The sequence below is a fragment of the Micromonospora sp. ANENR4 genome (assembly GCF_015354395.1).
Lineage (GTDB): Bacteria > Actinomycetota > Actinomycetes > Mycobacteriales > Micromonosporaceae > Micromonospora > Micromonospora aurantiaca.
In genome coordinates, this window is sequence record NZ_JADKYQ010000010.1 from 83,247 (window position 1) to 105,355 (window position 22,109).

General features: G+C 73.9%; 24 protein-coding genes. 12 read left to right on the plus strand and 12 right to left on the minus strand.

What is annotated here, in order from left to right:
* Window positions 1–16 precede the first annotated feature (16 nt).
* Together IRY44_RS18835 and IRY44_RS18840 are read left to right on the plus strand one after the other, a co-directional pair.
* Entirely contained in the window at window positions 17–886 is an 870-nt protein-coding gene (locus IRY44_RS18835; protein WP_030504102.1) for a PAC2 family protein, read from the plus strand.
* A gap of 118 nt (window positions 887–1,004) precedes the next feature.
* Window positions 1,005–1,796, plus strand: a complete 792-nt coding sequence (locus IRY44_RS18840) for a GntR family transcriptional regulator (protein WP_194801606.1) — start codon at window positions 1,005–1,007, stop codon at window positions 1,794–1,796.
* 146 nt (window positions 1,797–1,942) lie between these two features.
* Here the strand turns inward: IRY44_RS18840 and mshC are convergent, their stop codons facing one another.
* The 7 genes from mshC to IRY44_RS18875 all read right to left on the minus strand — a co-directional run bounded on the left by mshC (window position 1,943) and on the right by IRY44_RS18875 (window position 8,166).
* The gene (gene mshC / locus IRY44_RS18845; RefSeq protein ID WP_194801607.1) at window positions 1,943–3,181 is read right to left on the minus strand and encodes a cysteine--1-D-myo-inosityl 2-amino-2-deoxy-alpha-D-glucopyranoside ligase; all 1,239 of its coding nucleotides are present in this window, start codon (window positions 3,179–3,181) and stop codon (window positions 1,943–1,945) included.
* Window positions 3,182–3,248: 67 nt separating this feature from the next.
* Window positions 3,249–4,067, minus strand: a complete 819-nt coding sequence (locus tag IRY44_RS18850; protein ID WP_194801608.1) for an SCO1664 family protein — start codon at window positions 4,065–4,067, stop codon at window positions 3,249–3,251.
* Entirely contained in the window at window positions 4,064–4,657 is a 594-nt protein-coding gene (locus IRY44_RS18855; protein ID WP_194801609.1) for a DUF3090 domain-containing protein, read from the minus strand. Before IRY44_RS18855 ends, IRY44_RS18850 begins: the two co-directional genes overlap by 4 nt.
* An 87-nt stretch (window positions 4,658–4,744) precedes the next feature.
* Window positions 4,745–5,458: a histidine phosphatase family protein gene (locus tag IRY44_RS18860; RefSeq protein WP_194801610.1), complete on the minus strand. Its 714-nt coding sequence runs from the start codon at window positions 5,456–5,458 to the stop codon at window positions 4,745–4,747.
* 64 nt (window positions 5,459–5,522) lie between these two features.
* Window positions 5,523–6,161 (minus strand): hypothetical protein, encoded by a 639-nt coding sequence (locus IRY44_RS18865; RefSeq protein ID WP_194801611.1) that lies wholly within the window; start codon window positions 6,159–6,161, stop codon window positions 5,523–5,525.
* Window positions 6,162–6,280: 119 nt separating this feature from the next.
* Window positions 6,281–7,117, minus strand: a complete 837-nt coding sequence (locus IRY44_RS18870) for an undecaprenyl-diphosphate phosphatase (RefSeq protein WP_194801612.1) — start codon at window positions 7,115–7,117, stop codon at window positions 6,281–6,283.
* Window positions 7,114–8,166 (minus strand): LLM class F420-dependent oxidoreductase, encoded by a 1,053-nt coding sequence (locus IRY44_RS18875; RefSeq protein WP_194801613.1) that lies wholly within the window; start codon window positions 8,164–8,166, stop codon window positions 7,114–7,116. The genes IRY44_RS18870 and IRY44_RS18875 overlap by 4 nt, the downstream gene beginning before the upstream one ends.
* A 164-nt stretch (window positions 8,167–8,330) precedes the next feature.
* Here IRY44_RS18875 and IRY44_RS18880 point away from each other — a divergent pair, with 164 nt between their 5' ends.
* Window positions 8,331–9,299 carry an aldo/keto reductase gene (locus IRY44_RS18880; protein WP_194801614.1) on the plus strand — a complete coding sequence of 323 codons (969 nt, stop codon included), beginning with the start codon at window positions 8,331–8,333 and terminating at the stop codon, window positions 9,297–9,299.
* A 70-nt stretch (window positions 9,300–9,369) separates the two neighbouring features.
* Window positions 9,370–9,561, plus strand: a complete 192-nt coding sequence (locus IRY44_RS18885) for a DUF5703 family protein (RefSeq protein ID WP_030274256.1) — start codon at window positions 9,370–9,372, stop codon at window positions 9,559–9,561.
* Window positions 9,562–9,615: 54 nt separating this feature from the next.
* Here IRY44_RS18885 and IRY44_RS18890 read toward each other — a convergent pair whose 3' ends face one another.
* Window positions 9,616–10,269, minus strand: a complete 654-nt coding sequence (locus IRY44_RS18890) for a hypothetical protein (protein WP_013286069.1) — start codon at window positions 10,267–10,269, stop codon at window positions 9,616–9,618.
* A 61-nt stretch (window positions 10,270–10,330) separates the two neighbouring features.
* Complete coding sequence (locus tag IRY44_RS18895) at window positions 10,331–11,659, minus strand: M20/M25/M40 family metallo-hydrolase (RefSeq protein ID WP_194801615.1); 1,329 nt, start codon at window positions 11,657–11,659, stop codon at window positions 10,331–10,333.
* 128 nt (window positions 11,660–11,787) lie between these two features.
* Here IRY44_RS18895 and IRY44_RS18900 point away from each other — a divergent pair, with 128 nt between their 5' ends.
* From IRY44_RS18900 to IRY44_RS18910, 3 genes are read left to right on the plus strand one after another with little or no spacing between them, the layout of a single operon-like run.
* On the plus strand, window positions 11,788–12,405 hold the full coding sequence (locus IRY44_RS18900) for a hemerythrin domain-containing protein (RefSeq protein WP_194801616.1): 618 nt from the start codon (window positions 11,788–11,790) through the stop codon (window positions 12,403–12,405).
* Between the two features lie 47 nt (window positions 12,406–12,452).
* Complete coding sequence (locus tag IRY44_RS18905) at window positions 12,453–13,439, plus strand: LysR family transcriptional regulator (RefSeq protein WP_013286066.1); 987 nt, start codon at window positions 12,453–12,455, stop codon at window positions 13,437–13,439.
* Window positions 13,440–13,459: 20 nt separating this feature from the next.
* Window positions 13,460–13,696, plus strand: coding sequence for a hypothetical protein (locus IRY44_RS18910; RefSeq protein WP_013286065.1), 237 nt, complete (start codon window positions 13,460–13,462; stop codon window positions 13,694–13,696).
* 46 nt (window positions 13,697–13,742) lie between these two features.
* On the opposite strand, the gene IRY44_RS18915 is transcribed toward IRY44_RS18910, so the two are convergent.
* The 3 genes from IRY44_RS18915 to IRY44_RS18925 form a co-directional block, all read right to left on the minus strand.
* Window positions 13,743–14,093, minus strand: a complete 351-nt coding sequence (locus IRY44_RS18915) for a DUF3140 domain-containing protein (protein WP_013286064.1) — start codon at window positions 14,091–14,093, stop codon at window positions 13,743–13,745.
* On the minus strand, window positions 14,093–14,263 hold the full coding sequence (locus IRY44_RS18920) for a hypothetical protein (protein ID WP_194801617.1): 171 nt from the start codon (window positions 14,261–14,263) through the stop codon (window positions 14,093–14,095). Before IRY44_RS18920 ends, IRY44_RS18915 begins: the two co-directional genes overlap by 1 nt.
* Window positions 14,264–14,325: 62 nt before the next feature.
* Window positions 14,326–16,875 (minus strand): ATP-dependent Clp protease ATP-binding subunit, encoded by a 2,550-nt coding sequence (locus IRY44_RS18925; RefSeq protein WP_194801618.1) that lies wholly within the window; start codon window positions 16,873–16,875, stop codon window positions 14,326–14,328.
* Window positions 16,876–16,986: 111 nt separating this feature from the next.
* On the opposite strand from IRY44_RS18925, the gene IRY44_RS18930 reads away from it, so the two are divergent.
* From IRY44_RS18930 to IRY44_RS18950, 5 genes are all read left to right on the plus strand, one after another.
* Complete coding sequence (locus IRY44_RS18930) at window positions 16,987–17,364, plus strand: hypothetical protein (protein ID WP_194801619.1); 378 nt, start codon at window positions 16,987–16,989, stop codon at window positions 17,362–17,364.
* 175 nt (window positions 17,365–17,539) lie between these two features.
* Entirely contained in the window at window positions 17,540–17,800 is a 261-nt protein-coding gene (locus tag IRY44_RS18935; RefSeq protein ID WP_013286060.1) for a hypothetical protein, read from the plus strand.
* Between the two features lie 9 nt (window positions 17,801–17,809).
* Entirely contained in the window at window positions 17,810–18,688 is an 879-nt protein-coding gene (locus IRY44_RS18940; RefSeq protein WP_194801620.1) for a hypothetical protein, read from the plus strand.
* Complete coding sequence (locus IRY44_RS18945; RefSeq protein ID WP_194801621.1) at window positions 18,681–21,353, plus strand: FtsK/SpoIIIE domain-containing protein; 2,673 nt, start codon at window positions 18,681–18,683, stop codon at window positions 21,351–21,353. Before IRY44_RS18940 ends, IRY44_RS18945 begins: the two co-directional genes overlap by 8 nt.
* Window positions 21,350–22,021, plus strand: a complete 672-nt coding sequence (locus tag IRY44_RS18950) for a hypothetical protein (protein ID WP_194801622.1) — start codon at window positions 21,350–21,352, stop codon at window positions 22,019–22,021. Before IRY44_RS18945 ends, IRY44_RS18950 begins: the two co-directional genes overlap by 4 nt.
* Window positions 22,022–22,109 lie beyond the last annotated feature (88 nt).

Here is a 22,109-nt window from a genome sequence, read left to right on the forward strand (position 1 = left end):
AGGGTGAGGTGACGGCGTGACCGAGTTCGACGGGCTGCCGGTGCTGCGCTCGCCGGTCGCCATCGCGGCCTTCGAGGGCTGGAACGACGCCGCCGACGCCTCCACCGCCGCCGTGGAACACCTGGAGCAGGTCTGGCAGGCCCGGCAGGTGACCGAGCTGGACCCGGAGGACTTCTACGACTTCCAGGTGAGCCGGCCGACGATCACCATGGCCGACGGAGAGACCCGGCGCGTCGAGTGGCCCACCACGCGGTTCATGGTGGCCAGTCCGGAGGGCACCGAGCGGGACGTGGTGCTGATCCGCGGCATCGAGCCGAGCATGCGCTGGCGGACGTTCTGCGAGCAGGTGCTGGAGATCTGCCACAGCCTGGAGGTCGAGCGGGTGGTGCTGCTCGGCGCGTTGCTGGCCGACGTGCCGTACACCCGGCCGCTGCCGATCAGCGGCAGCGCGTCGGACGCCGACGCGGCCAAGCGCTACCAGCTCACCCCCACCCGGTACGACGGGCCGACCGGCATCGTCGGTGTGCTGCACGACGCGTGCACCCGGGCCGAGGTCGACGCGGTGTCGTTCTGGGTGCACGTGCCGCACTACGCCAACAACCCGCCCTGTCCGAAGGCCACCCTCGCGCTGCTGCACCGGGTCGAGGAGGTGCTCGACCTGCCGGTGCCGATGGCCGACCTGGCCGAGGAGGCAGCCGAGTGGGAGCAGCGGGTGCGCAGCGCCGCCGAGCAGGACGCCGAACTCGGTGAGTACGTCCGTGAACTGGAGGAACGGGTCGGCGACGCCGGCATCACCCCGTTGACCGGGGACGAGATCGCCCAGGAGTTCGAGAAGTACCTGCGTCGCCGCGGCGGTTCCGCCGGACCGACAGCGGGTTCCTGGTAGTTCTCCCGCTTCGCTGAAGCCGGGCCTCGGATCGGGGCCCGGCTTCTTCGTGTCCGGGGTGGCGCCGTCACACCCTCTAGGGCATCCTAGGAACCTAGCTGTTCTGAGGAGGTCCGGCATGCAGATCAACCCGGGCGCGGCCGAGTTCCCGCACCGGCAGATCGCCGCGCAGCTCAAGGCCCAGGTGCGCCGCGGCGACTGGGGTCCGGGCGAGCGGCTGCCGTCCATCCCGGCCATCGCCGAGATGTTCGGCGTCGCGAAGCAGACCGTGCAGCGCGCCGTCGACCAGCTGCGGGTCGAGGGCATCCTGATCACCAAACCCGGCTCCGGTACGTACGTCCGGGGCACCCGGCGCCGCCTCAACCGCCTGTCCCGGGGCCGGTACGGCGGCTTCCGCGGCTACCACACCGACCTGGCCGCCCGGTACCGCCAGCAGCTCGTCTCGGTCGGCCGCTCCCCCGCCCCGGCGGAGGTGGCCGACGCGTTCGGCGTCACCGACGGCACCGAGCTGCTCTGCCGCCGGCACCTGGTACGCACCGACGACTCCCCGGTCGAGGTCGGCGCGTCGTGGTTCCTGCCCGCCGACACCGCCGGCACGTCACTGGAGCGGGCCGAGGCGTTCGGGCGCCCGCTCTACCAGGAGGCCGAGGAGGTCACCGGCCGGCGGTACGTCACCGCCACCGACACGATCAGCGCCCGCCAGCCCAGCCGGGAGGAGGCGGAGATCCTCCAGATCCGCCCGGACACGCCGGTGCTGCACCTGTTGCACGTCGCGTACGACGAGCGGCACAAGCCGATCGAGGTCGCGCAGGCCACCTGGCCGGGCCCGATGACCACGCTGACCGAGGAGTACAAGATCCCCGCCCCCGCTCCCGACCAGGACCCCGACCCCGGCCTGGTCCTGGGCTGACCCCGCCGGGTTCCCCGCGATCTTGCACTTTCCGCCCCGACAAAGGGAACATTAACGACACCATCGGGGCCACAACTGCATGATCGCCGAGAGCGACTGAGATCGGACGGCGTGAGGGGGCGGGAGGGCGCGACGAAAGGGCGGGGCTAGAGGGCGATGCCGAGGAGGGCGTCCACCGTGTCTCGGAAGAGGGCCGGGGCGTCCGGGTCGTCGGCCGCAACGTTCAGGGCTCCTTCGGCCCAGCGGTCGGCTGCCGCGAGGGCACCGGGCGTGTCCAGGTCGTCGGCCAGGCGCTCGCGTACCTCGGCCAGCAACGCCGCCCCCGACGGCCCGGCCGGCGCGGCGGCGGCCCGCCGCCAGCGGCCCAGCCGCTCCTGCGCCTCCGTGAGCAGCTCGTCGGTCCAGGAGCGGTCGCTACGGTAGTGCCCGCTCATCAGCGCCAGCCGGACCGCCATCGGGTCGACCTTGTCGGCCCGCAGCCGGGACACGAAGACCAGGTTGCCCTGGGACTTCGACATCTTCTCGCCGTCCAGGCCGATCATGCCGGCGTGCACGTAGTGGTCGGCGAACGGCGCCTCGCCGGTCAGCCGCTCGGCGTGCGCGGCGGAGCACTCGTGGTGCGGGAAGATCAGGTCGTTGCCGCCGCCCTGCACGTCGATCCGGTCGCCGAGCAGGTTCAGCGCGATGACCGTGCACTCGATGTGCCAGCCGGGACGGCCCGCGCCCAGTTCGCCGCCGGGCCAGGACGGCTCGCCCTCGCGGGCGCCGCGCCACAGCAGCGGGTCGAGCGGGTCGCGCTTGCCGGCGCGCTCCGGGTCGCCGCCGCGCTCGGCGAACAGCTCGATCATCTGCTCGCGGGACAGGTTGGACTCGTAGCCGAACCGGGGCGCGGCGGAGATGTCGAAGTAGACGTCCCCGGTGCCGTCGTCGAGCCGGTACGCCGCGCCGTCCTTGAGCAGCACCAGCACCTTCTCGGCGATGTCCGGGATCGACTCGACGGCGCCGACGTAGTGCGCCGGCGGGATCATCCGCAGCGCCTCCATGTCCTCGCGGAACAGCGCGGTCTCCCGCATGGCCAGGACCTTCCAGTCCTCGCCGTCGCGCTCGGCGCGCTCCAGCAGCGGGTCGTCGATGTCGGTGACGTTCTGCACGTACCGCACGTCGAGGCCGGCGTCACGCCACATCCGCTGCACCAGGTCGAACGTGATCATGGTGGCGGCGTGCCCGAGGTGCGTCGCGTCGTACGGGGTGATGCCGCAGACGTACATCGAGGCCGCGCCCTCGGGCCGGCTGGGATGGGCGCCCTGCCGCGCCGAGTCGTACAACCTCAGCGACACGCCCTCGCCGGGCAGCCGTGGCACGTCATGTCCCGCCCAAGACTCCATGACCGCCAGCCTAACGATCCGTCAGACGCTCGGGTGCCGCCCTACGGGTGATCAACGCGACAGCGGCTCACATCGGCGGCCAGGGCATCGCCGGCCACTCCTGCGGCGGCAGCGGGAACCGGCCGCTCTCGCCCAGCCGCTCGACCCGTTCCGCCAGCGCGGCCAGCTCACCGATGGTCAGGTGCTCGGCCAGTTCCTCGCCGAGCGGCCCGCGCAGCTGCCCGGCCAGGCCGTCGAGCATCTCCACCGCGTCCGGCGGCAGCTCCCGGCCGGCCCAGCCCCACAGCACCGTACGCAGCTTCTCCTCGACGTGGAAGCTCACGCCGTGGTCGACGCCGTAGATCCGGTCGTCCGGGCCGACGAGCACGTGCCCGCCCTTGCGGTCGGCGTTGTTGATGATCGCGTCGAGCACGACGAGCCGGGCCAGGCGGGGGTCGTCGGCGTGCGCCAGCGCGTACGCCGCCCCGTCGTCGTCGCGCGCCGCGGCGACCGGGAACCAGCGCGGCGGGATCTCCCGCGCCGGCACGAACCCGACGAGCGGCTCGGCGTCGTCCGGCTCGTCGATCCAGAGCTGGCACGAGCCGGGACCGAACGGGCCGTCGCGCAGCACCGTCGGGGGCACCAGGTCCCAGCCGGTGGCCCGGGACACCAGGTAGGCGGACACCTCCCGGCCGGCGAGTGTGCCGTCCGGGAAGTCCCAGAGCGGGCGCTCGCCGCGTACCGGCTTGTAGACGCAGTGCGCGGTCACCTCGCCGAGCGCGATGACGCCGCGCAGTGTCGCGTTGGAGGCGTCGACGAGCCGCCCCTGGAGGGTCAGCTCACCGTCGGCGAGCAGCCGCAGCGCCTCGGCGCCGTCCTGTCGGGGCTGCAGTTCCGACGAGGTCACCGGTGATAGCCGTTGTGCCGGGGGCAGAGGTGACCGGCCGGGTCGAGCGGCTGGCCGCACAGCGGGCAGGGGGGCCGGCCGGCGTTCACCACGCGCTTGGCGCGCTCGATGAACTCGCGGGTCGCCTCCGGGGTCAGCCGCACCCGCAGGCGGTCGAGGTCGTCGTCCGGCTCGTCCGGGTCCTCGTCGGCGTCGTCGTCGGCGTCGTCGTCCGCGTCGCCCAGCTCGACCTCGACCTCCGCCTCGCCGACGGCGATCGCCTCGATCACCACGGTGGCGGTGTCCACGTCGAAGGCCAGGCCCAGCGTGCCGACCCGGAACTCCTCGTCCACGGGCGTATCGAGCGGCTCGTTGTCGCCGGTCACGGTCGTGACCGGCTCCGGCAGCTTCACGCCGAAGCGGCGCTGCGCCTCGGCGAGCAGCTCTTCCAGCTTCTCGGCGAGCAACGACACCTGGACCTTCTCCAGCGACACGCTGACCAGCCGGCCGCCGCCGCGCGCCTGGAGGAAGAACGTGCGCTCCCCCGGCGGGCCGACCGTACCGGCGACGAACCGCTCCGGCGGCTCGAAGGCGTGCACCTGGTGCGTCATACCCACGACCCTATCCGGCGTCCGGAAGCACCGCGCAGCCCACCGACGCCGAATCCGCCCAGAGCGAACGCGCCGCGTACGCCGGTCTCACCCGGCCGCGCCCGCGCCTCCGCCGACCGCCGCGTCGGACTCGGCCGCCCGCGCCGGGCGCCGGCGCCGCTTGCGCGGCGGCGGGACCAGCGCCGACAGGTCGCCGCCGGTGTCGTTGAGCCGGACCAGGAACGGCCGCAGCGGGGTGTAGCGGATCGCCGTCACCGACGCCGGGTCGGCCACGATCCGCTGGAAAAGATCAAGGTGTACGCCGAGCGCGTCCGCCACGATCGCCTTGATCACGTCGCCGTGGCTGCACGCCAGCCAGACCGCCTCCGGCCCGTGCTCGGCGGTGACCCGCGCGTCCCACGCCCGTACCGCGGCCACGGCGCGCGCGGACATCGCCGCCATCGACTCGCCCTGCGGGAACGCGGCGGCGCTCGGGTGCTGCTGGACCACCGGCCAGAGCGGCTCCTTCGCCAGCTTCTTCAGCGACTGCCCCTCCCAGTCGCCGTACCCGCACTCGATCAGCCCGTCCTCGACGACCGGCTCGGCGCCGGGCAGCGCCAGGTCGAGAGTCTGCCGGCAGCGGATGAGCGGGCTGGTCACCACCGCCGCCAGTGGCAGCCCGGCGAGGCGGGCACCGACCGCTGTGGCCTGCGCGCGGCCGGTGTCGTCCAGCTCGACCGGCTGCCGCCCGGCCAGGCCGCCGTCGGCGTTCGCGGTGGTCCGGCCGTGTCGCAGAAGCAGAAGGGTCGCCACGGTGACCACCCTAGGCGGTACGCCCCTCGGATGATCGTCCCGCCACGACAGGCCGCGTTCCGATGGTGCGGCCCTACTCCCGGTACACCCATCTCCGGAACCTGTCGGCCGCGTCCGACGCGCCGTCGGGCTCCGCCAGGGATCGCAGGGACCGCAGCGATGCCCGGTGCCGCCGGACCAGGAGCGCGACCCAGACGACCACCACCGCCCACAGCACCAGAGAGATGCTGCGGTACCGCCTGACCGCCGCGTCGGTCCGTGCCTCGGCCTCCGCCCTGACCTGGAACGCGTCGTAGATCACGGTGCCGTCGACGACGAAGGTCTCGGCTATGACCAGGTAGGTCGCGTAGTCGTACAACCGTGCGCGCTCCAGATCCGGCCGGGGATCCCTGCTCATCTCGAATCGGACCGGCGTGCCGGGCATCAGTTCCTCGCGAGGCAGCTCTCGTACGCTGAACTCGACCCGGGGGTGCTCGCGGAGCAGCACCCGATGGACCACGACGCCGAGGTTTCTGCTTCCTCCCGTCGTCTTTTCCCAGGTCTCCTGTACCGAGTCGACTGTGCCCGTCACCACGAACATCTCCGCCGGCAGCTCCGGCTTGTCGAAAGGCTCTGCCAGGTTCCACACAAAGGCCGCCAGAATGCCGATCATCACGGGAACGCCGTACAGCGGTCTGAGGCGAAAACGCGACATGCGGGTGAGAGTAGCCACCCCCGGCCACCGGGCCGCGCAGTCGCACACGCCGCGCGGCCCGACGTGGCTGGGTGGGCGACGAAGCCGAAGGCCGGCCACCTCGGACATCGGGGTGGCCGGCCTCTCGCACGACGACGTCAGGTGGCGCTGATCGTGCCGGTCGCCAGCAGGCAGATCACCAGGCTGCCCAGCGCCACCCGGTACAGCACGAAGACGTACAGCGTGTGGTGGGCGACGTAGCGCAGCAGCCACGCGATGGCCGCGTACCCGACGGCGAACGCGATGAGCGTCGCGATGACCATCTGCGCCACGCTCGGCGCGGCGGTGCCGGGCGCGGACGGCTCGAACACGTCCGGGAGGCTGAACACGCCGGAGATCACCACGGCCGGGATGGCCAGCAGGAACGAGTAGCGGGCCGCGGTCTCCCGGGTCAGGTTGAGCAGCAGGCCCGCGGTCAGGGTGCCGCCCGAGCGGGAGACGCCGGGGACCAGCGCCGCGGCCTGGGCGAAACCCATCACCACACCGTCGCGCATCCGGAAGTTCTCCAGCGTACGGGTCTGCCGGCCCCAGTACTCGGCGAAGGCCAGCAGCATCGCGCCGATGATCAGCGTGCAGGAGATCAGCCAGAGGTTGCGGCCGGCGGTGCGGATCTGGTCCTTGAAGATCAGCCCGAAGATGCCGATCGGGATGGTGCCGACGATGACGTACCAGCCCATCCGGTAGTCGAGGCTGGACCGCACCGAGCGGTCGACAAGGCCGACGAACCAGGTGCGGACGATCCGCCAGATGTCCTTGGCGAAGTAGATCAGGACGGCGGCCTCGGTGCCGAGCTGGGTCACCGCGGTGAACGACGCGCCCGCGTCCCGGCCGAAGAACAGCTCCGAGGTGATCCGCAGGTGCCCGGACGAGGACACCGGAAGGAACTCGGTCAGCCCCTGGACCAGGCCCAGGACGATGGCCTCGATCCAGGTCACTCCCCGACTCCGGACAGCTCCAGGGCCTCGGCGACGGTACGCAGGGTCTGCACCCCGCTGTCCCGGTCGGCCACGAACAGCGACACCGACAGCGTGGTCACGCCCGCGGCGGCGTACTCCCGCATCCGCTCGGCGATGCGCTCCTTCGGGCCGAGCAGCGAGGTGCGGTCGATGAACTCCATCGGTACGGCGGCGGCCGCGTCGCGCTGCCGCTTGGCCAGGTAGAGGTCCTGGACCTCGCGGGCCGCGTCGCCGTAGCCCATCCGGGTGGCGAGCTGGTTGTAGAAGTTCTGCTTGCGGCTGCCCATGCCGCCGACGTACAGCGCGGCGTACCAGCGCACCAGCTCGGCGCAGGTGGCGATGTCGTCGCCGACCACGACCGGCACGGACGGCACCACGTCGAAGCCGGCCAGTTCCTTGCCCGCCGCCGCCCGCCCGGCGCGCACCGAGGCGAGGTGCTCCTCGGCGAACTCCGGGGAGTAGAAGACGGCCAGCCAGCCGTCGGCGATCTCGCCGGCCAGCTCCAGGTTCTTCGGACCGACGGCGGCCAGGTAGATCGGGATGTGCTCGCGCGGCGGGTGGAAGCCCAGCCGCAGCGCCTTGCCGGGGCCGTCGGGCAGCGGCAGCGTGTAGTGCTCGCCGTCGTACGCGACCTCCTTGCGGGCCACCGCCAGCTTGACGATGTCGACGTACTCGCGGGTGCGGGCCAGCGGCTTGGCGAACCGCACACCGTGCCAGCCCTCGGAGACCTGCGGGCCGGACACGCCCAGGCCGAGCCGGAACCGGCCGCCGGAGAGCGTGTCGATTGTCGCGGCGGTCATCGCGGTCATGGCGGGGGTACGGGCCGGGATCTGCATGACCGCGGAGCCCACGTCGATGCGCTCCGTCTGACCGGCGATCCAGGCCAGCATGCTCGGCGAGTCCGAGCCGTACGCCTCCGCGGCCCAGACCACCGAGTAGCCGAGCCGGTCCGCCTCCTGGGCCAGCGCCAGGTGGTCGAAGGGCGTGCTCCACGCCGTCTGGTATCCGAGGTTGAGCCCGAGTCGCACTGATCCTCCCACCGTCCGCACCACAGGTCGCATCAGGTTACGCAATGAGCGTGGCGCCCTCGACGTCCGGCTCGCCCCGAACATGTCACACCGGGTGGAGGTCGCGCGGGAAGTTGACTGCGGCGAGGATATCCGTGACGCCGGGTTCGAAATAAGGTTCACGCATGCAACAGCGACCGCTCGGCCGAAGCGGGCTGGCGGTATCGCGGCTCGCGCTCGGCACCATGACCTGGGGACGGGACACCGACGCCGACGACGCGGCCGCCCAGCTGAAGAGTTACCTCGACGCGGGCGGCAACCTCGTCGACACCGCCGACGTGTACGCCGACGGTGACGCCGAGTCGGTGATCGGCTCCCTGCTGGGCACCCTGGTGGACCGCGACGAGCTGCTGATCGCCACCAAGGCGGGCCTGCGGCCGGGCAGCCGGCGCCGGGACGGCTCGCGGGGGCACCTGCTGCGCACGCTCGACGCCTCGCTGCGCCGGCTCGGCACCGACCACGTCGACCTGTGGCAGGTGCACGGGTACGACCCGGACACCCCGCTGGAGGAGACGCTCTCGGCCCTGGACCACGCGGTGTCCAGCGGGAAGGCCCGCTACGTGGGGGTGTCGAACTTCTCCGGCTGGCAGACCGCCCGGGCCGCCGCCTGGCAGGCCGCCTGGCCGGGGCGCGCGCCGGTGGTCGCCGCGCAGGTGGAGTACTCGCTGCTGGAGCGCGGTGTGGAGCGGGAGGTGCTGCCCGCCTGCGCCGGGATGGGACTGGGTGTGCTGCCCTGGTCGCCGCTGGGCCGGGGCGTGCTGACCGGCAAGTACCGCAACGGCCGCCCGGCCGACTCGCGGGCGGTGTCGCCGCACTTCGAGCGGTTCGTCGCGACGTACCTGGAGCCGCGCTGCTCCAGCATCGTGGAGGCGGTCGCCATCGCGGCCGGCGGGCTCGGCGTGTCGCCGCTTGAGGTGGCGCTGGCCTGGGTGCGGGACCGGCCGGGCGTGACCGCGCCGATCCTGGGCGCCCGGACCGTCGGGCAGCTGCTCGGCGCGTTGCAGGTGGAGCGGATGACGCTGCCGGAGGAGATCGTCACGGCGCTGGACGACGTGTCGGCGGTGCCGGTGGGTTACCCGGAGCGCGACGGCTGAGCCGTACGAGGGCGATCCGGGTCACCCGCAGGGGGTGGCGGAGGGCCCGCGACCTGGGCAGCATAGGGGCATGGACTACGAATACGCGCCGCTGCGGTTGCCCTCGAACGTCGATCGGCTGACCGCCGCGGCGCAGCTGGCGATCCAGGCCGAGTTCTCCGGCTGGGAGCTGGCCCGGGTGCGGCTCTACCGGGACGGCACGCGGCAGGTGGTGCTGCGGCGCCGCCTGGTCAACCAGTCGCAGCCGGGCCTGTCGTACTGACAGGCCCGTCCCCGGGGCCGCGCGACGCGGCGCCGCCCCGGGGACGCGCACGGCCTAGTGCGCGTGGTCGTGCTCCTCGTCGAGCTCCATGAACGGGTGCTCGTCGAGCCGGCCGACCAGCCGGTCGTCGGCCGCCGGCTGGAACGGCCCGACCGGGTCGTCGTCGTCGAACGACTCCAGGTCGACCGGGGTGCCGACCTCGCTGACCATCACCACACCGTCCAGCGGCTCCAGCTCCGGCACGTCGAGCGCGGACAGCGAGCCGTCACCGCTCTGCAGCAGTTCCAGCACCGCCTCGCCGACCCCCTCCACCGGCGCCGGCTCGTCCTCCTCCGGGGTGCCCTCCCGGCGGGCCGCCTCGGCCGCGCGCAGCAGCGCGGCGACGCTCGGCACCCGGTAGTCGCGCCGCTGCCGCACCGAGATGACCCGTGGGTGCGGATCGGTGGGCTCGCCGCCCTCGACGGCGCCGAAGCGCTCGTCGGCCTCGTCCGGGTCGATCGACTCCACGTCCCAGGGCGTCACCTCGCCGAACGCGTCGAGCAGCTGCTCGTCGTAGGCGAACGAGGCGTTGTTCAACGCGACGTACGCCTGCCAGACGGCGTCGTCGTCGATCCGGCCCTGGGCGGCCCGGACGGCGGCCAGGTGGGCGCGGGCCGCGTCGATCACCCGCTCGAGGGCGGCGTCCAGCTCACCGTGCTGGTCGGTCATGTGTGGCAGTCCCTTCGCGATGGGGGGAGGTTCCGCGCCGGCGGCGCCGCGGCGGGCGCGGTCAGCAGGTACGGAGGAAGCGGTCCAGAACCCGCACGCCGAACTGTAGTCCGTCCAGCGGAACCCGCTCGTCGATGCCGTGGAACAGGCCGGAGAAATTGAGGTCGGCGGGCAGCCGCAGCGGCGCGAAGCCGAAGCAGCGGATGCCGAGCTGGGAGAACGCCTTGGCGTCGGTGCCGCCGGAGAGCATGTACGGCACCGGGTGCGCGCCCGGGTCCTCGGCGCGCAGCGCCTCCGACATGTGCGCCACCAGGTCACCGTCGAACGTGGTCTCCAGGGCCGGCTGGCGCTGGACGTACTCGATGGCGATGTCCGGCCCGACCAGCTCGCGCAGCTGCCGTTCCAGTTCCTCGCTCTGCCCGGGCAGGCTGCGGCAGTCGATGGTGGCGGTGGCCCGGCCGGGGATGACGTTGTCCTTGTAGCCGGCGGCCAGGCGGGTCGGGTTGGCGGTGTTGCGGACGGTCGCGCCGATGATGTTGGCGATCGGGCCGAGCTTGGCGATCGCGGTCTCCGGGTCGTCCGGGTCGATCTCGATGCCGAGCACGTCGGAGACCTCGGCGAGGAACGCCCGTACGGTGTCGGTCATCACCACCGGGAAGCGGTGCCGGCCGATCCGGGCGACCGCCTCGGCGAGCGCGGTGACCGCGTTGTCGTCGTGCACCATCGAGCCGTGGCCGGGCCGGCCCTTGGCGTGCAGGCGCAGCCAGTCGATGCCCTTCTCGGCGGTCTCGATCAGGTAGAGGCGGCGCTGCTCGTCGACCGAGTAGGAGAAGCCGCCGACCTCGCCGATCGCCTCGGTGCAGCCGTCGAACAGGTCACGGTGCCGCTGGGTGAGGAAGTGCGCGCCGTAGTCGCTGCCGGCTTCCTCGTCGGCGGTGAACGCGAGCACGATGTCGCGCCGGGGGCGGACGCCGGTGCGCTGCCAGTCGCGGACCACGGCGAGCACCATCGCGTCGAAGTCCTTCATGTCGATCGCGCCGCGGCCCCACAGGTAGCCGTCGCGGATCTCGCCGGAGAACGGGTGCACCGACCACTCGTCCGGGTCGGCGGGCACCACGTCGAGGTGGCCGTGCACGAGCAGCGCGTCGCGGCCGGGCTCGGTGCCGGGGATGCGGGCGACCAGGTTGGCCCGGCCGGGCGCGGATTCGTGGATCTCGGCGTCGACGCCGGCCTCGGCGAGTTTCTCCGCGACGTACTCGGCGGCGCGCCGCTCCCCCGCGCTGGTGTCGTTGTCGCCGGTGTTCGTGGTGTCGATGCGCAGCAGGTCGCGGCAGAGGTCGACGACCTCGTCGGTGGCGTCCGGTCGGGCGGGGGCGGCGTCGCTCGTCATCGCTTCCTTATACCAGCAGGTGAGGTGGTCGCGGGCCGCCGGTGGCCCGGCGGCGGTTTCGCGGATCGCCGGGCCGGGTACCGCCGGACCGCCCGGACATCGACTCCGGCCGTCACGAGGAGGGCACCATGACCGTCCCCCTGCCGCCGTTGCCGCCGGCCGCCGACGACGCGTACCGGCCGGGTGGGCGCAGCGTCGCCGACCTCGTGGACACCGAGCACCGGGCGCTGCTGGGGCTGGCCGACCGGGTCACCGACCCGGCGCTGGACGCGGCCGGACGGCGCGAGGTGCTCGACGTGCTGACCGCTGCGGTGTCCCGCCACCTGTCCGCCGAGGAGCAGTACCTGTTTCCGGCGGCCCGCGCCGCGATGCCGGAGGCCGCCGAGCTGGTCGAGCGGGAGATCGAGGCGGACGCCGGGCTGCTGACCGCGCTCAAGGAGCTGTCCGGTGCCGACGACCCGGCGGTCGCTGACGTGGCCGAGCGGGTACGCCGGCACGTCAGCCGCGTCGCGGCGCTGGTCACGCCGCTGCGTGAGGTGGCCAGCGACGCCGAGCTGATCCGGCTGGGCAACCGGTGGGAGATCGCGGAGGAGGCGGCGCCGACCCGGCCGCACCCCGGCACGCCCGCCACCCCGCCCTGGAACAAGATCGTCGAACCGGCCGTCGGGGTGCTGGACAAGGTGCGCGACGCGGTCACCGGACGGCGTACCCGGCTGAGCGACCTGGAGCACCATCGCCAGGGGTGAGCCGATCGCCCCTTCCGTGTATCGGTTCGTGGTCCTACCGTCACGGTATGGATCTGGAGCTGCGACACCTGCGTGTGGTCTGCGCGATCGCGGAGACGGGGAGCGTCACCAAGGCCGCCTCGGCGCTCGGCCTGGCCCAGCCGGCGCTGACCGCCCAGCTTCAGCGGATCGAACGGGCGCTGGGCGGGCCGTTGTTCGAACGGGACCGCCGCGGCGCCCGTCCCACCGCGCTGGGTGAACTGGTGCTGGACCGGGCGCGGGTGCTGCTGCCGGCGATGAAGGGCCTGCGCGACGAGGCGGCCCGGATGGCCGGCGCGGGCGATCCGCTGCGCCGGTACCGCTTCGGCGGGGTGAACAGCCCGATCCTCGGGCGGCTGGTGCACCGGCTCGCCGCCGAGCGGCCGGACGCGCAGATCACCACGTACGGCTCCTGGTCGGTGGACGAACTGGCGCAGATGGTCGCGGGTGGCCGGCTCGACTTCGCGCTGACCGGCGTGTGCGGCGACTCGACGCCGTCGGCCGGGTTCGGGCTGAGCTGGCGGGAGGTGGCGGTGGAGCCGATCTGCGTACTGCTGCCGCAGACCCACCCGCTGGCCGGCCGCGCCGACGTCGACCTGGTCGACCTGCGGCGTGAGCGGTGGGTGGCCGCGCCGGGCGACGGCTGCTTCGGCGACTGCTTCGCCGCCGCCTGCGCCCGCTCCGGCTTCACCCCGAAGAAGGTGTACGAGGCGGACGTGCGGGCCGCGCTGGACCTGGTGGACGCGGGCGAGGCGGTGGCGTTGTGCCAGGCCACGTTCCGTCCGGTGGCCGGTCTGGTGACCCGCCGGCTCGCCGGTACGCCGCTGCGCTGGCGGCTGCTGCTGGGCTGGCATCCGGATGTGCCGGCCGCGGCGGTGGCGGAGCCGGTACTGGCGGCGGCCGTCGCGGCGTACACCGACGCGCTGGCGAACCATCCGGAGTACCTGGGGTGGCTGCTGGCGCATCCGGAGTTCGGCGTGCAGCCCAACGGCTCGGGTGGGGTGCGAATCGCCTGAACCCGGGTAACACCGGCGACATGACTGATCTGTATCCGGCCGCCGACCAGCGGGAACTGCTGCGCCAGGCGGCCACCGCGCACACCACCGCCGCCGCCGAGGTGGAGGCGTTCCTGCGCCGGTTGCCGGAGGTGCCGGGGCCGGCCGACGTGACCGAGTACGCCAACCTGCTCAGCCGTGAGGAACGCGCCCGCGCCGACCGGCAGGCCGCTGCGGACGCGGCCGGGCTGCGCCTGCCCAGCCTGGAGTCGGAGTAGCAGCCGGCGCCCGGGCGGGTGGTCCACCCGGGCGCCGCCTTTCGGCTCAGCGTTCGACGAGTACGTCGTGACCGAGGTCGAGCAGGGCGTGGCGCCACTCGTCGTCGGCGTTGCCCCGGCGTGGCCGCTGCGCGGTCAGCTCCCGGATCCGGCTGATCGCCTCGCGCATCACCTCGATGTCCTCCGGCGTGAGGTCCACCTTGCGCTTGCGCAGCACGGCGAGGATCTGCCGGCCGGGCTCCGGCAGGTCCAGGTCCGGGCCCGGACCGAACGCCTCCTCCCCCGAGCCGCGGGTCAGCAGCCACTGCCGCAGCGTCTCGGAGGACACGTTCACCTCGGCGTGGAAGTCGTCCCAGATCACCTCGACCTCGGGGTCGAGTCGCGCCTCGCGTACCATCACGCCTCCTCTCCCGGCGGCGGCCCGGATGCCGGCTCGCCCTCGTTGGGTGTGTGCTGCTTCAGGCCCTCCGGCGGCACCCGCACCCGGGACGGGTTCGCCGTCGGGGTCGCCTCGATCGGGTCACCGGCCCCGACGTCGTCGTCGGGGATCTCCTCGGGTTCGGTCATGTCCGCCCTCCGGTCCTTCGGTGACGGCCCGTCCCGGCCCGGCCGGGACGGGCCCCGGCCGGTCATCGGGGATGGGACGTGGTGGCCGGCGTGTAGCCCCGCTCACCGGCGGTGACGTCGAAGACGAGCTGGTCGTCGCGGGTGTCGACGGTGACCTTCTGCCCGGGCGAGATCTCGTTCTCCAGCAGCATCCGGGACAGCCGGTTGTCGACCTCGCGCTGGATCACCCGGCGCAGCGGGCGGGCTCCGAACTCGGGCTGGTAGCCGTGCTCGGCGAGCCAGTCGACGCCGGCGGTGCTGAAGTCGACCTGGATGTCCTGGGCGTGCATGCGGCGGCGGGTCTCCTCCAGCAGCAGCCCGGTGATCTGGCGCAGCTGCTCGGCCTCCAGCCGCTGGAAGATGATCACCTCGTCGATGCGGTTGAGGAACTCCGGGCGGAAGTTCTCCTGGAGCCGGCGCATCAGCCGTTCCCGCAGCTCGTCGCTCTCCTGCTCGCCGGGCGCGCCGGTGGCGAAGCCGACGGTGCGCTGGGTGCCGGTGATCAGCTCCGAGCCGAGGTTGCTGGTCATGATCAGGACGGTGTTCTTGAAGTTCACGGTGCGGCCCTGGCTGTCGGTGAGCCGTCCGTCGTCGAGCACCTGGAGCAGGATGTTGAACACGTCCGGGTGCGCCTTCTCGATCTCGTCCAGCAGCACCACCGCGTACGGGCGGCGCCGCACCGCCTCGGTGAGCTGGCCGGCCTCCTCGTAGCCGACGTACCCGGGCGGGGCGCCGACCAGCCGGCTGACCGTGTGCCGTTCCTGGAACTCGCTCATGTCCACCCGGACCATCCGGTCCGCCTCGCCGAACAGCGCCTCGGCCAGGGCGCGGGCCAGCTCGGTCTTGCCGACGCCGGTCGGGCCGAGGAACAGGAAGCTGCCCATCGGCCGGTCCGGGTCGGCCAGGCCGGTACGGGAGCGGCGTACCGCCTCGGAGACGGCGCTGACCGCGTCGTCCTGGCCGATGATCTTCTCGTGCAGGTGCCCCTCCAGGCGCAGCAGCCGGTCGCGTTCCTCCTCGGTGAGCTGGGTGACCGGGATACCGGTGGCCCGGGAGACCACCTCCGCGATCTCCGTCGGCCCCACCTCGGGCACGTGGTTGGGGCCCTCGTCGCCGCGGGCACGGCGGACCTGGTCCTCCAGTTCGGCGAGCCGGTCGCGCAGCGCGGAGGCCCGCTCGTACTGCTCGTCGGAGACCGCCTGCTCCTTGTCCCGGCGTGTCTCGTCGAGCTGCTGCTCCAGCTCGCGCACGTCCTCGGCGGGGGTACGGGTGCGCAGCCGCACCCGGGCGCCGGCCTGATCGATCAGGTCGATCGCCTTGTCCGGCAGGAACCGGTCGGTGACGTACCGGTCGGACAGCTCACCGGCGGCGATCAGCGCCTCGTCGGTGAACCGGACCTGGTGGTGCGCCTCGTACCTGTCGCGCAGACCCCGCAGGATGGCGATGGTGTCGTCGACGGTCGGCTCGGGCACCAGCACCGGCTGGAACCGGCGGGCCAGCGCGGCGTCCTTCTCGATGCTGCGCCGGTACTCGTCGAGCGTGGTCGCGCCGATCACCCGCAGCTCGCCGCGCGCCAGGGCCGGCTTCAGCATGTTGGACGCGTCCATTCCGCCCTCGCTGCCGGCGCCGCCCGCGCCGACCAGCGTGTGGATCTCGTCCAGGAAGATGATCAGCTCCTCGCGGTGGGCGCGGATCTCGTCGATCACCTTCTTCAGGCGCTCCTCGAAGTCACCCCGGTAGCGGGTGCCGGCGACCAGGCCGGACAGGTCCAGCTGGATCACCCGCTTGCCGATCAGCGTCTGCGGCACGTCGCCGTCGCAGATCCGCTCGGCCAGGCCCTCGACGATCGCGGTCTTGCCGACACCGGCCTCGCCGATCAGCACCGGGTTGTTCTTGGTCCGCCGGGACAGGATCTCCACCGCCTGCTCGATCTCGTCGGCCCGGCCGATCACCGGGTCGATCTGGTCCATCCGGGCCAGCTCGGTGAGGTCCTGGCCGTACTGGTCGAGCGTCGGGGTGCCCCGGTCCGGGCGCGGGACGTTCGTCGCGCCGCGCTCGGCGCTGGCCGCCTGCAACGACTCGGGCTGGATCCGGCCGGCGGCGAGCATCCGGCCGGCCGGCGACTCGGGGTTCAGCGGCAACGCCATCAGGATGTGCTCGGGACCGATGTAGTTGGCGCCCATCGCGCGGGAGAGCTGGTGGGCGTCGAGCAACGCCCGCTTCGCCGCCGGCGTCAGCGACAGGTTCGGCGGCACCTCGCCCCGCGGCGCACCCTCGCCGGGCCCGCCCAGCGCGCCCAGCAGCGACTCCGGGTCGGCGCCGGCCCGGCGTACCAGGTCGCGCAGCGGCTCGCGCTGCAAGGCCGCCCAGAGCAGGTGGTCGGTGTCCAGGTCGTTGCTGTGCTTCTGAGCGGCGCGGCGGGCCGCGTCGGCGAGCATCTCCCGCGCGTCGGCGGTCATCAGGCGCGTGATGTCGACCCGGTGCGCCGGCCGGCGTCCCCCCTCGCCCCGGCCGAAGTATCGGGCCAAGAACTCGTCCCAGGGGTCGTTGCCGAAGTCACCCGGTCCCATCATCTCGTCCTCCGCAGTCAGTCGGCACGACCGGCACCCGGCACGCGCGGCACGGTCGGCGGTGGCTACCCGGCGGTCGGCGCGACAAACGCGACCGGATGGCAGGCTGGGGGCATGGAGAGCAGACCGCTGCTGATCGTGGACGGCGCGAACGTGGTGGGCTCGCGCCCGGACGGCTGGTGGCGGGACCGGGCCGGCGCGGCGGTCCGGCTGCGCGACGCGCTGGCGTCCGTCGGGGACGCGGGCGTGCCGCCGGAGCTGCCGCCGCCGGTGCAGGTGGTGCTGGTGGTGGAGGGCGCGGCCCGGCACGTGCCGCCCGCGCCCGGCGTGGACGTGGTCTCCGCGCCCGGCTCCGGCGACGACACGATGGTCGAGCTGGTGGCCGCCGCGCCGGATCGGCGGCGGGTGGTGGTCACCGCCGACCGCGAGCTGCGCGAGCGGGTCACCGCGCTCGGCGCGGAGGTACGCGGCCCGCGCTGGCTCGGCCGCTAGGACGCCGGTCCCGCTCGCGGGACCGCGGTGTCCGCCGGCAGGACCGCCGGCCGGGGTCTTCGCGCACGTCAGCGCGGGAACCGGACACGAGGGCCGCAACCACGCGAGGGTGGATGTTCGTCCACCCGTTCCGATGGGTTGTAATGGAGATCTCTTCCGCCCCCAGGAGGTCCCCGTGGCGAGCGTCGCCGAGCTGAAGGCCGCCATCGATGTCGCTCTCCAGCAGATCGGTGACGGCCAGACAGCGGTGCAGGCCGCCGGCGAGAAGCTGGCCGAGGCGCAGCAGACCCTGGCCGGCGCGCTGGAGGGCAGCGGCCACGAGACGGTCGAGGCGGCGCAGGCCTCGCTGACACAGGCCGGCCAGGAGCTGGAGGAGTGTCTGGCCGCGACACTGGTCGCGGTGGAGCAGGCACAGCTCTACGTCGCGACGCTCTGAGGCCCGGCCGTGTCCATCGTCGAGGACATCGGCGCGCAGGTGCGCGCCGCCGCCGAGGAACTGCCGCTGGCGCAGCTCGCCGCCGCGTTGGAGAAGCTCGGCCAGGCGCAGGAGCGGCTGCGCTGGGTACGCCAGGAGTCGTCCGACCCGATGGGGGTGCCGGAGCTGTCCTCGGCCACCGAGCACGCCGAGACGGCCGGCTACGCGCTGCGCGTGGCGCAGGAGCAGCTCACCGCGTACCTGGCCGCGATCGGGCTGGCCCCCGACGGCGCTCGCCCGACCTTGCCGGGCGAGCGGCCGCCGAAGCACGACACGCCGCGCGGCGAGGAGCCGCCCGTGCCCGGCCCGGCCGCCGAGCCGGGCGAGCAGCCGGCGGTGCGGCGCTGGTGGGCGGTGCGGGTGGCGGAGCTGACCGGCGGCCGGGAGGGTGCGCCGGACGAGCCGGACGAGCGCGTCGTGGACTCACACGAGTTGCTGCGCCGGGTGGCCGCCGGGGTCCGCTCCGGCGACCGGGACCGGCTGCACCGCGAGCTGCGCCGGGCGCACGCCGACGTGGGGCTGGGGCTGGCCGCGATCACCCCGCCGCTGCTGCGCGAACTGGCCGGTGAGCTGCTCGGCCATCCGCCCCGCGCGGACGACCTGCCCCGGCTGCGCGGCGCGCTGGACTCCCGGGTCCGCGACCTGCTGCCCGGGCTGCCGCGGCCGGTGCTCGACACGCTGCTGACCCGGGTGTGCCGGATGCCCCCGCCGCGCCGCGACGACGACGCGGAACAGCCGCACGCGGCCGACCCTGCGGTCACCGCCGGTGTGCTCACCGGCGTACTGCTCGACCGGCTCGGCCGGGACCTGCCCGAGGACACCGACGAACGGGAGCCGTCCCGTGGCTGACGTCCGCGCTCGACTGGTGACGCGGGTCCGGGGGATGCTCTCCGAGGCCCTCGGCGCCACCCGTACCCGGCTCGCCACCGCCGAGGCCGACCTGGCCGCCGGGCGGGACCGGCTGGCCCGTACCCGCCGGGCCGCCGCGGCGGTGCCCGCCCGGGTGGGTGCCGCCCGCGACCGGCGCCTGGCCGAGATCGACGCCCGGCACACCGCCCGCCTCGCCGAGCTGGCCCGGCGGGCCGCCGCCGCGGCGCAGCGGGAGGCGCCCGGCGCGGCGTCCGCGCCGTGGGACCGCTGGCAGGCCACGCCCGCCGGCCGGTCCGAGCCGCCGGGTGCCCTGCGCGTCGGCACGGTACGCCTCGACGGCGCCGAGCCGGTGCCGGCGCTCGTCCCGCTGCTCGATGCCGGGCACGCGCACCTGGCCGGCGGCGACCGTGCCGGGCTGGCGACCGTGGTACCGGCACTGCTGCTGCGCTCGGTCGGGCGGGCCGACCCGGGCGCGGTGCGGCTCTACGGGTACGACCCGGAGCACCTGGGCGGCGGGCTGGCCGGGTTCGCGCCGCTGGGCACGGCCGGGCTGCTCACGTTCGTCGGGCCGGGCGGGTTGGGCCGGCTGCTGGACGACCTGGTGGAACAGATCCGCCGGATCAACGCCACCGTGCTCGCCGGTGAGTACGGCTCGCTGCGCGAGCTGGCCGCCGCCACCGGACGCCGCCCGGAGCCGTGGCGGGTGGCGGTGCTGCTCGGCGGCGACGAGCTGTCCCGGCACGAACGCGGCCAGCTCGACCGGGTGGTGCGGACCGGCGCGGCCTGCGGCGTGCACCTCGTGGTCCGCGGCATCGAGCTACCAGGCGACCCGACAGTCACCCGGATCACCGTGGAGCCGGACGACGCCCGGGTGGCCGGGCTGCCGGTGGTGCTCGACGCGCCGCCGCCGCCCGCCCTGGTCACCGAGACGTGCCGTACCGTCGCCTCCCGGGTGGCCGCCGGCCCGCCGCCGACGCCCTTCACCGACCTGCTCCCGCCGCCGGACGAGTACTGGCGGGAGAACTCCGCGCACGGCCTCAGCGCGCCGATCGGCGAGGGCCCGCACGGGCGGCAGGTGCTGCTCACGCTCGGCGACTACCCGCCGCACGCGCTGATCGGCGGCCCGTCCGGCACCGGCAAGACGAACCTGATCTTCGCCTGGATCGGCGCCCTCGCCGCCCGGTACTCCCCCGCCGAGCTGGAGTTCTACCTGCTGGACTTCAAGGAGGGCGTGTCCTTCGCCCGGTTCGCGCAGGGCCGGCGCGACCCGAGCTGGCTGCCGCACATGCGGCTGGTCGGTATCAACGTCAACACCGACCGGGAGTTCGGTCTGGCGCTGCTGCGCTTCCTCGCCGAGGAGCTGCGCCGTCGCGCCGACGCGGCGAAGAAGCACGAGGTCACCAAGCTGGCCGAGCTGCGCGCGGTGGACCCGGACGGGCACTGGCCGCGCATCGTGGCGGTGGTCGACGAGTTCCAGGCGCTGCTCGCCGGGCGGGACGTGGTCGCCCGGGAGGCCGCCGACCTGCTGGAGGACCTGGCCCGGCGGGGCCGGTCGCAGGGCATCCATCTGGTGCTCGCCTCGCAGGACGTCCGCGGCATCGAGGCGCTGTGGGGACGGCCGGCGCTGGTCGCCCAGTTCACGCTGCGGATCGCGCTACCGAAGGCGCTGCGCATCCTGGCCGAACGCAACGACGCGGCGCAGTCGCTGCCCCGTCACCACGCGGTCGTCAACGCCGAGTCGGGCCTGGCCGAGGGGAACGAGGTGGCCCGGATCCCGTCGGCGAGCGACTGGGAGACGTGGAGCGAGCTTCAGCACCGGCTGTGGCGGATGCGCCCGCAGGACGCCGCGCCGGCCCGGCTGTTCGACGGCGACGCGATCCCGAAGCTGGCCGACGCGCCGGACTTCCGGGCGCTCACCGCGCCGGAGCAGGGCGTGCCGCGCAGCCCGGTGGCGCTGCTCGGCGAGATCATCGACGTGCAGTCCCGCTCGGCGGCGCTGCGGCTGCCCCGCGCGCCGGGCCGCAACCTGGCGGTGCTGGGCACCCGGGTGGACGAGGCGTGCGCGGTGCTCGACGCCGCCGCCCGGTCGCTGGCGCGGCAGTACCGGCCCGGCACCGCCCGGTTCTCCATCGCCTGCCTGGATCCGGACGCCGACCCGGCCGCCCGCGCCCTGTACGAGGACCTGGAAGGCGACGCCTCCTGGTACGACGAGGAGACGGTGCCGGAGCTGATGGCCGAGGTGGGTGACGGACTCGGCGCGCCGGGTGCGGCGCGTACCCCGCACTTCCTGCTGCTGTACGCGGTGGACGCGGCCGCCGCGGCGCTGGCCGGCAAGGCCGGTACGCGCACCGGGCTGGAGCAGTTGCGCCGGATCCTGCACGACGGGCCGGAACGGCGTACGCACGTGCTGGCGTGGTGGCGTGGCGTGGCCCGGATGCGGGTGGACCTGGGCGGCGCGGGCGCGCGCACGGATCAGATCGGCGCCTGGGTGGCGCTGGACGTGCAGGGCGGTGAGCTGGGCTCCTCGCTGTATCCGGGCAGCGGCGGGCCGGACTGGTATCCCCGGCCGTGGCGCGGTCTCTACTTCGACCGGGCGGTGCACCGCACCGGACAGGTGATCATCCCTTATGGTCCCTCCCGATGAACGAACCGGTTGCCAGTGAGACGTACAGCGCGCAGATCCGCCGGCTCGCCGAGCTGACCGCCCGGGTGGCCGCCCAGCGGGCCGAGGCGCACACCTGGTACGACCAGCAGGTGGCCGCGGCCGACCGGGCGGTCGCGGAGGCCGCCGAGCAGGTGCGGCAGGCCGAAGCGGAGGTGGCCGAGGCGTCCCTGCTCGTGGAACGCGTCGACGGCGAGGTCACGCACCTGTGGACGCAGTTGCGGGCCCGGCTCGGCGGGAGCGCGCGGCGGCTGGGCGACCCGCCCGGCCCGGTACGCGGCGCGGCCGGTGACCCGGTGCCGCTGCTGCGGGCGGTCCGGGAGCTGCTGGACCGCACCGGCTCGCCGGGCGAGCTGCCCGGTTCGGTGAACCCGCTGCTCGTCGCGTGCGGGATCGGCGGGGCGCTGGTGGCGTACGCGCTTGGGGTGGGCGCGCGGGCCCTCGCGGCCGGTTCCAGCGGCGATCTGGCGGTGGGCCTGCCGGTGCTGGCGCTGGTGGTGACGCTGCTCGGCCCGGTGATCGGGCTGGCGCCGGCGCGGCTGCTGGCCGACCGCCGCCACGCGGTGCTGACCCCCCGCCCGATGATCCTGGTGGCCGCTTCCGGCCTGGTCACGACGCTGCTCCTGCTGACGGTGACCTACACCCGCTGACCGCCGCCCCGCGCGCCGGCTCTCCCGCCGTCGATCATGAGGTTGGCGGCGCGACACGCCGTCGCGCCGCCGGTCAACCTCATGATCG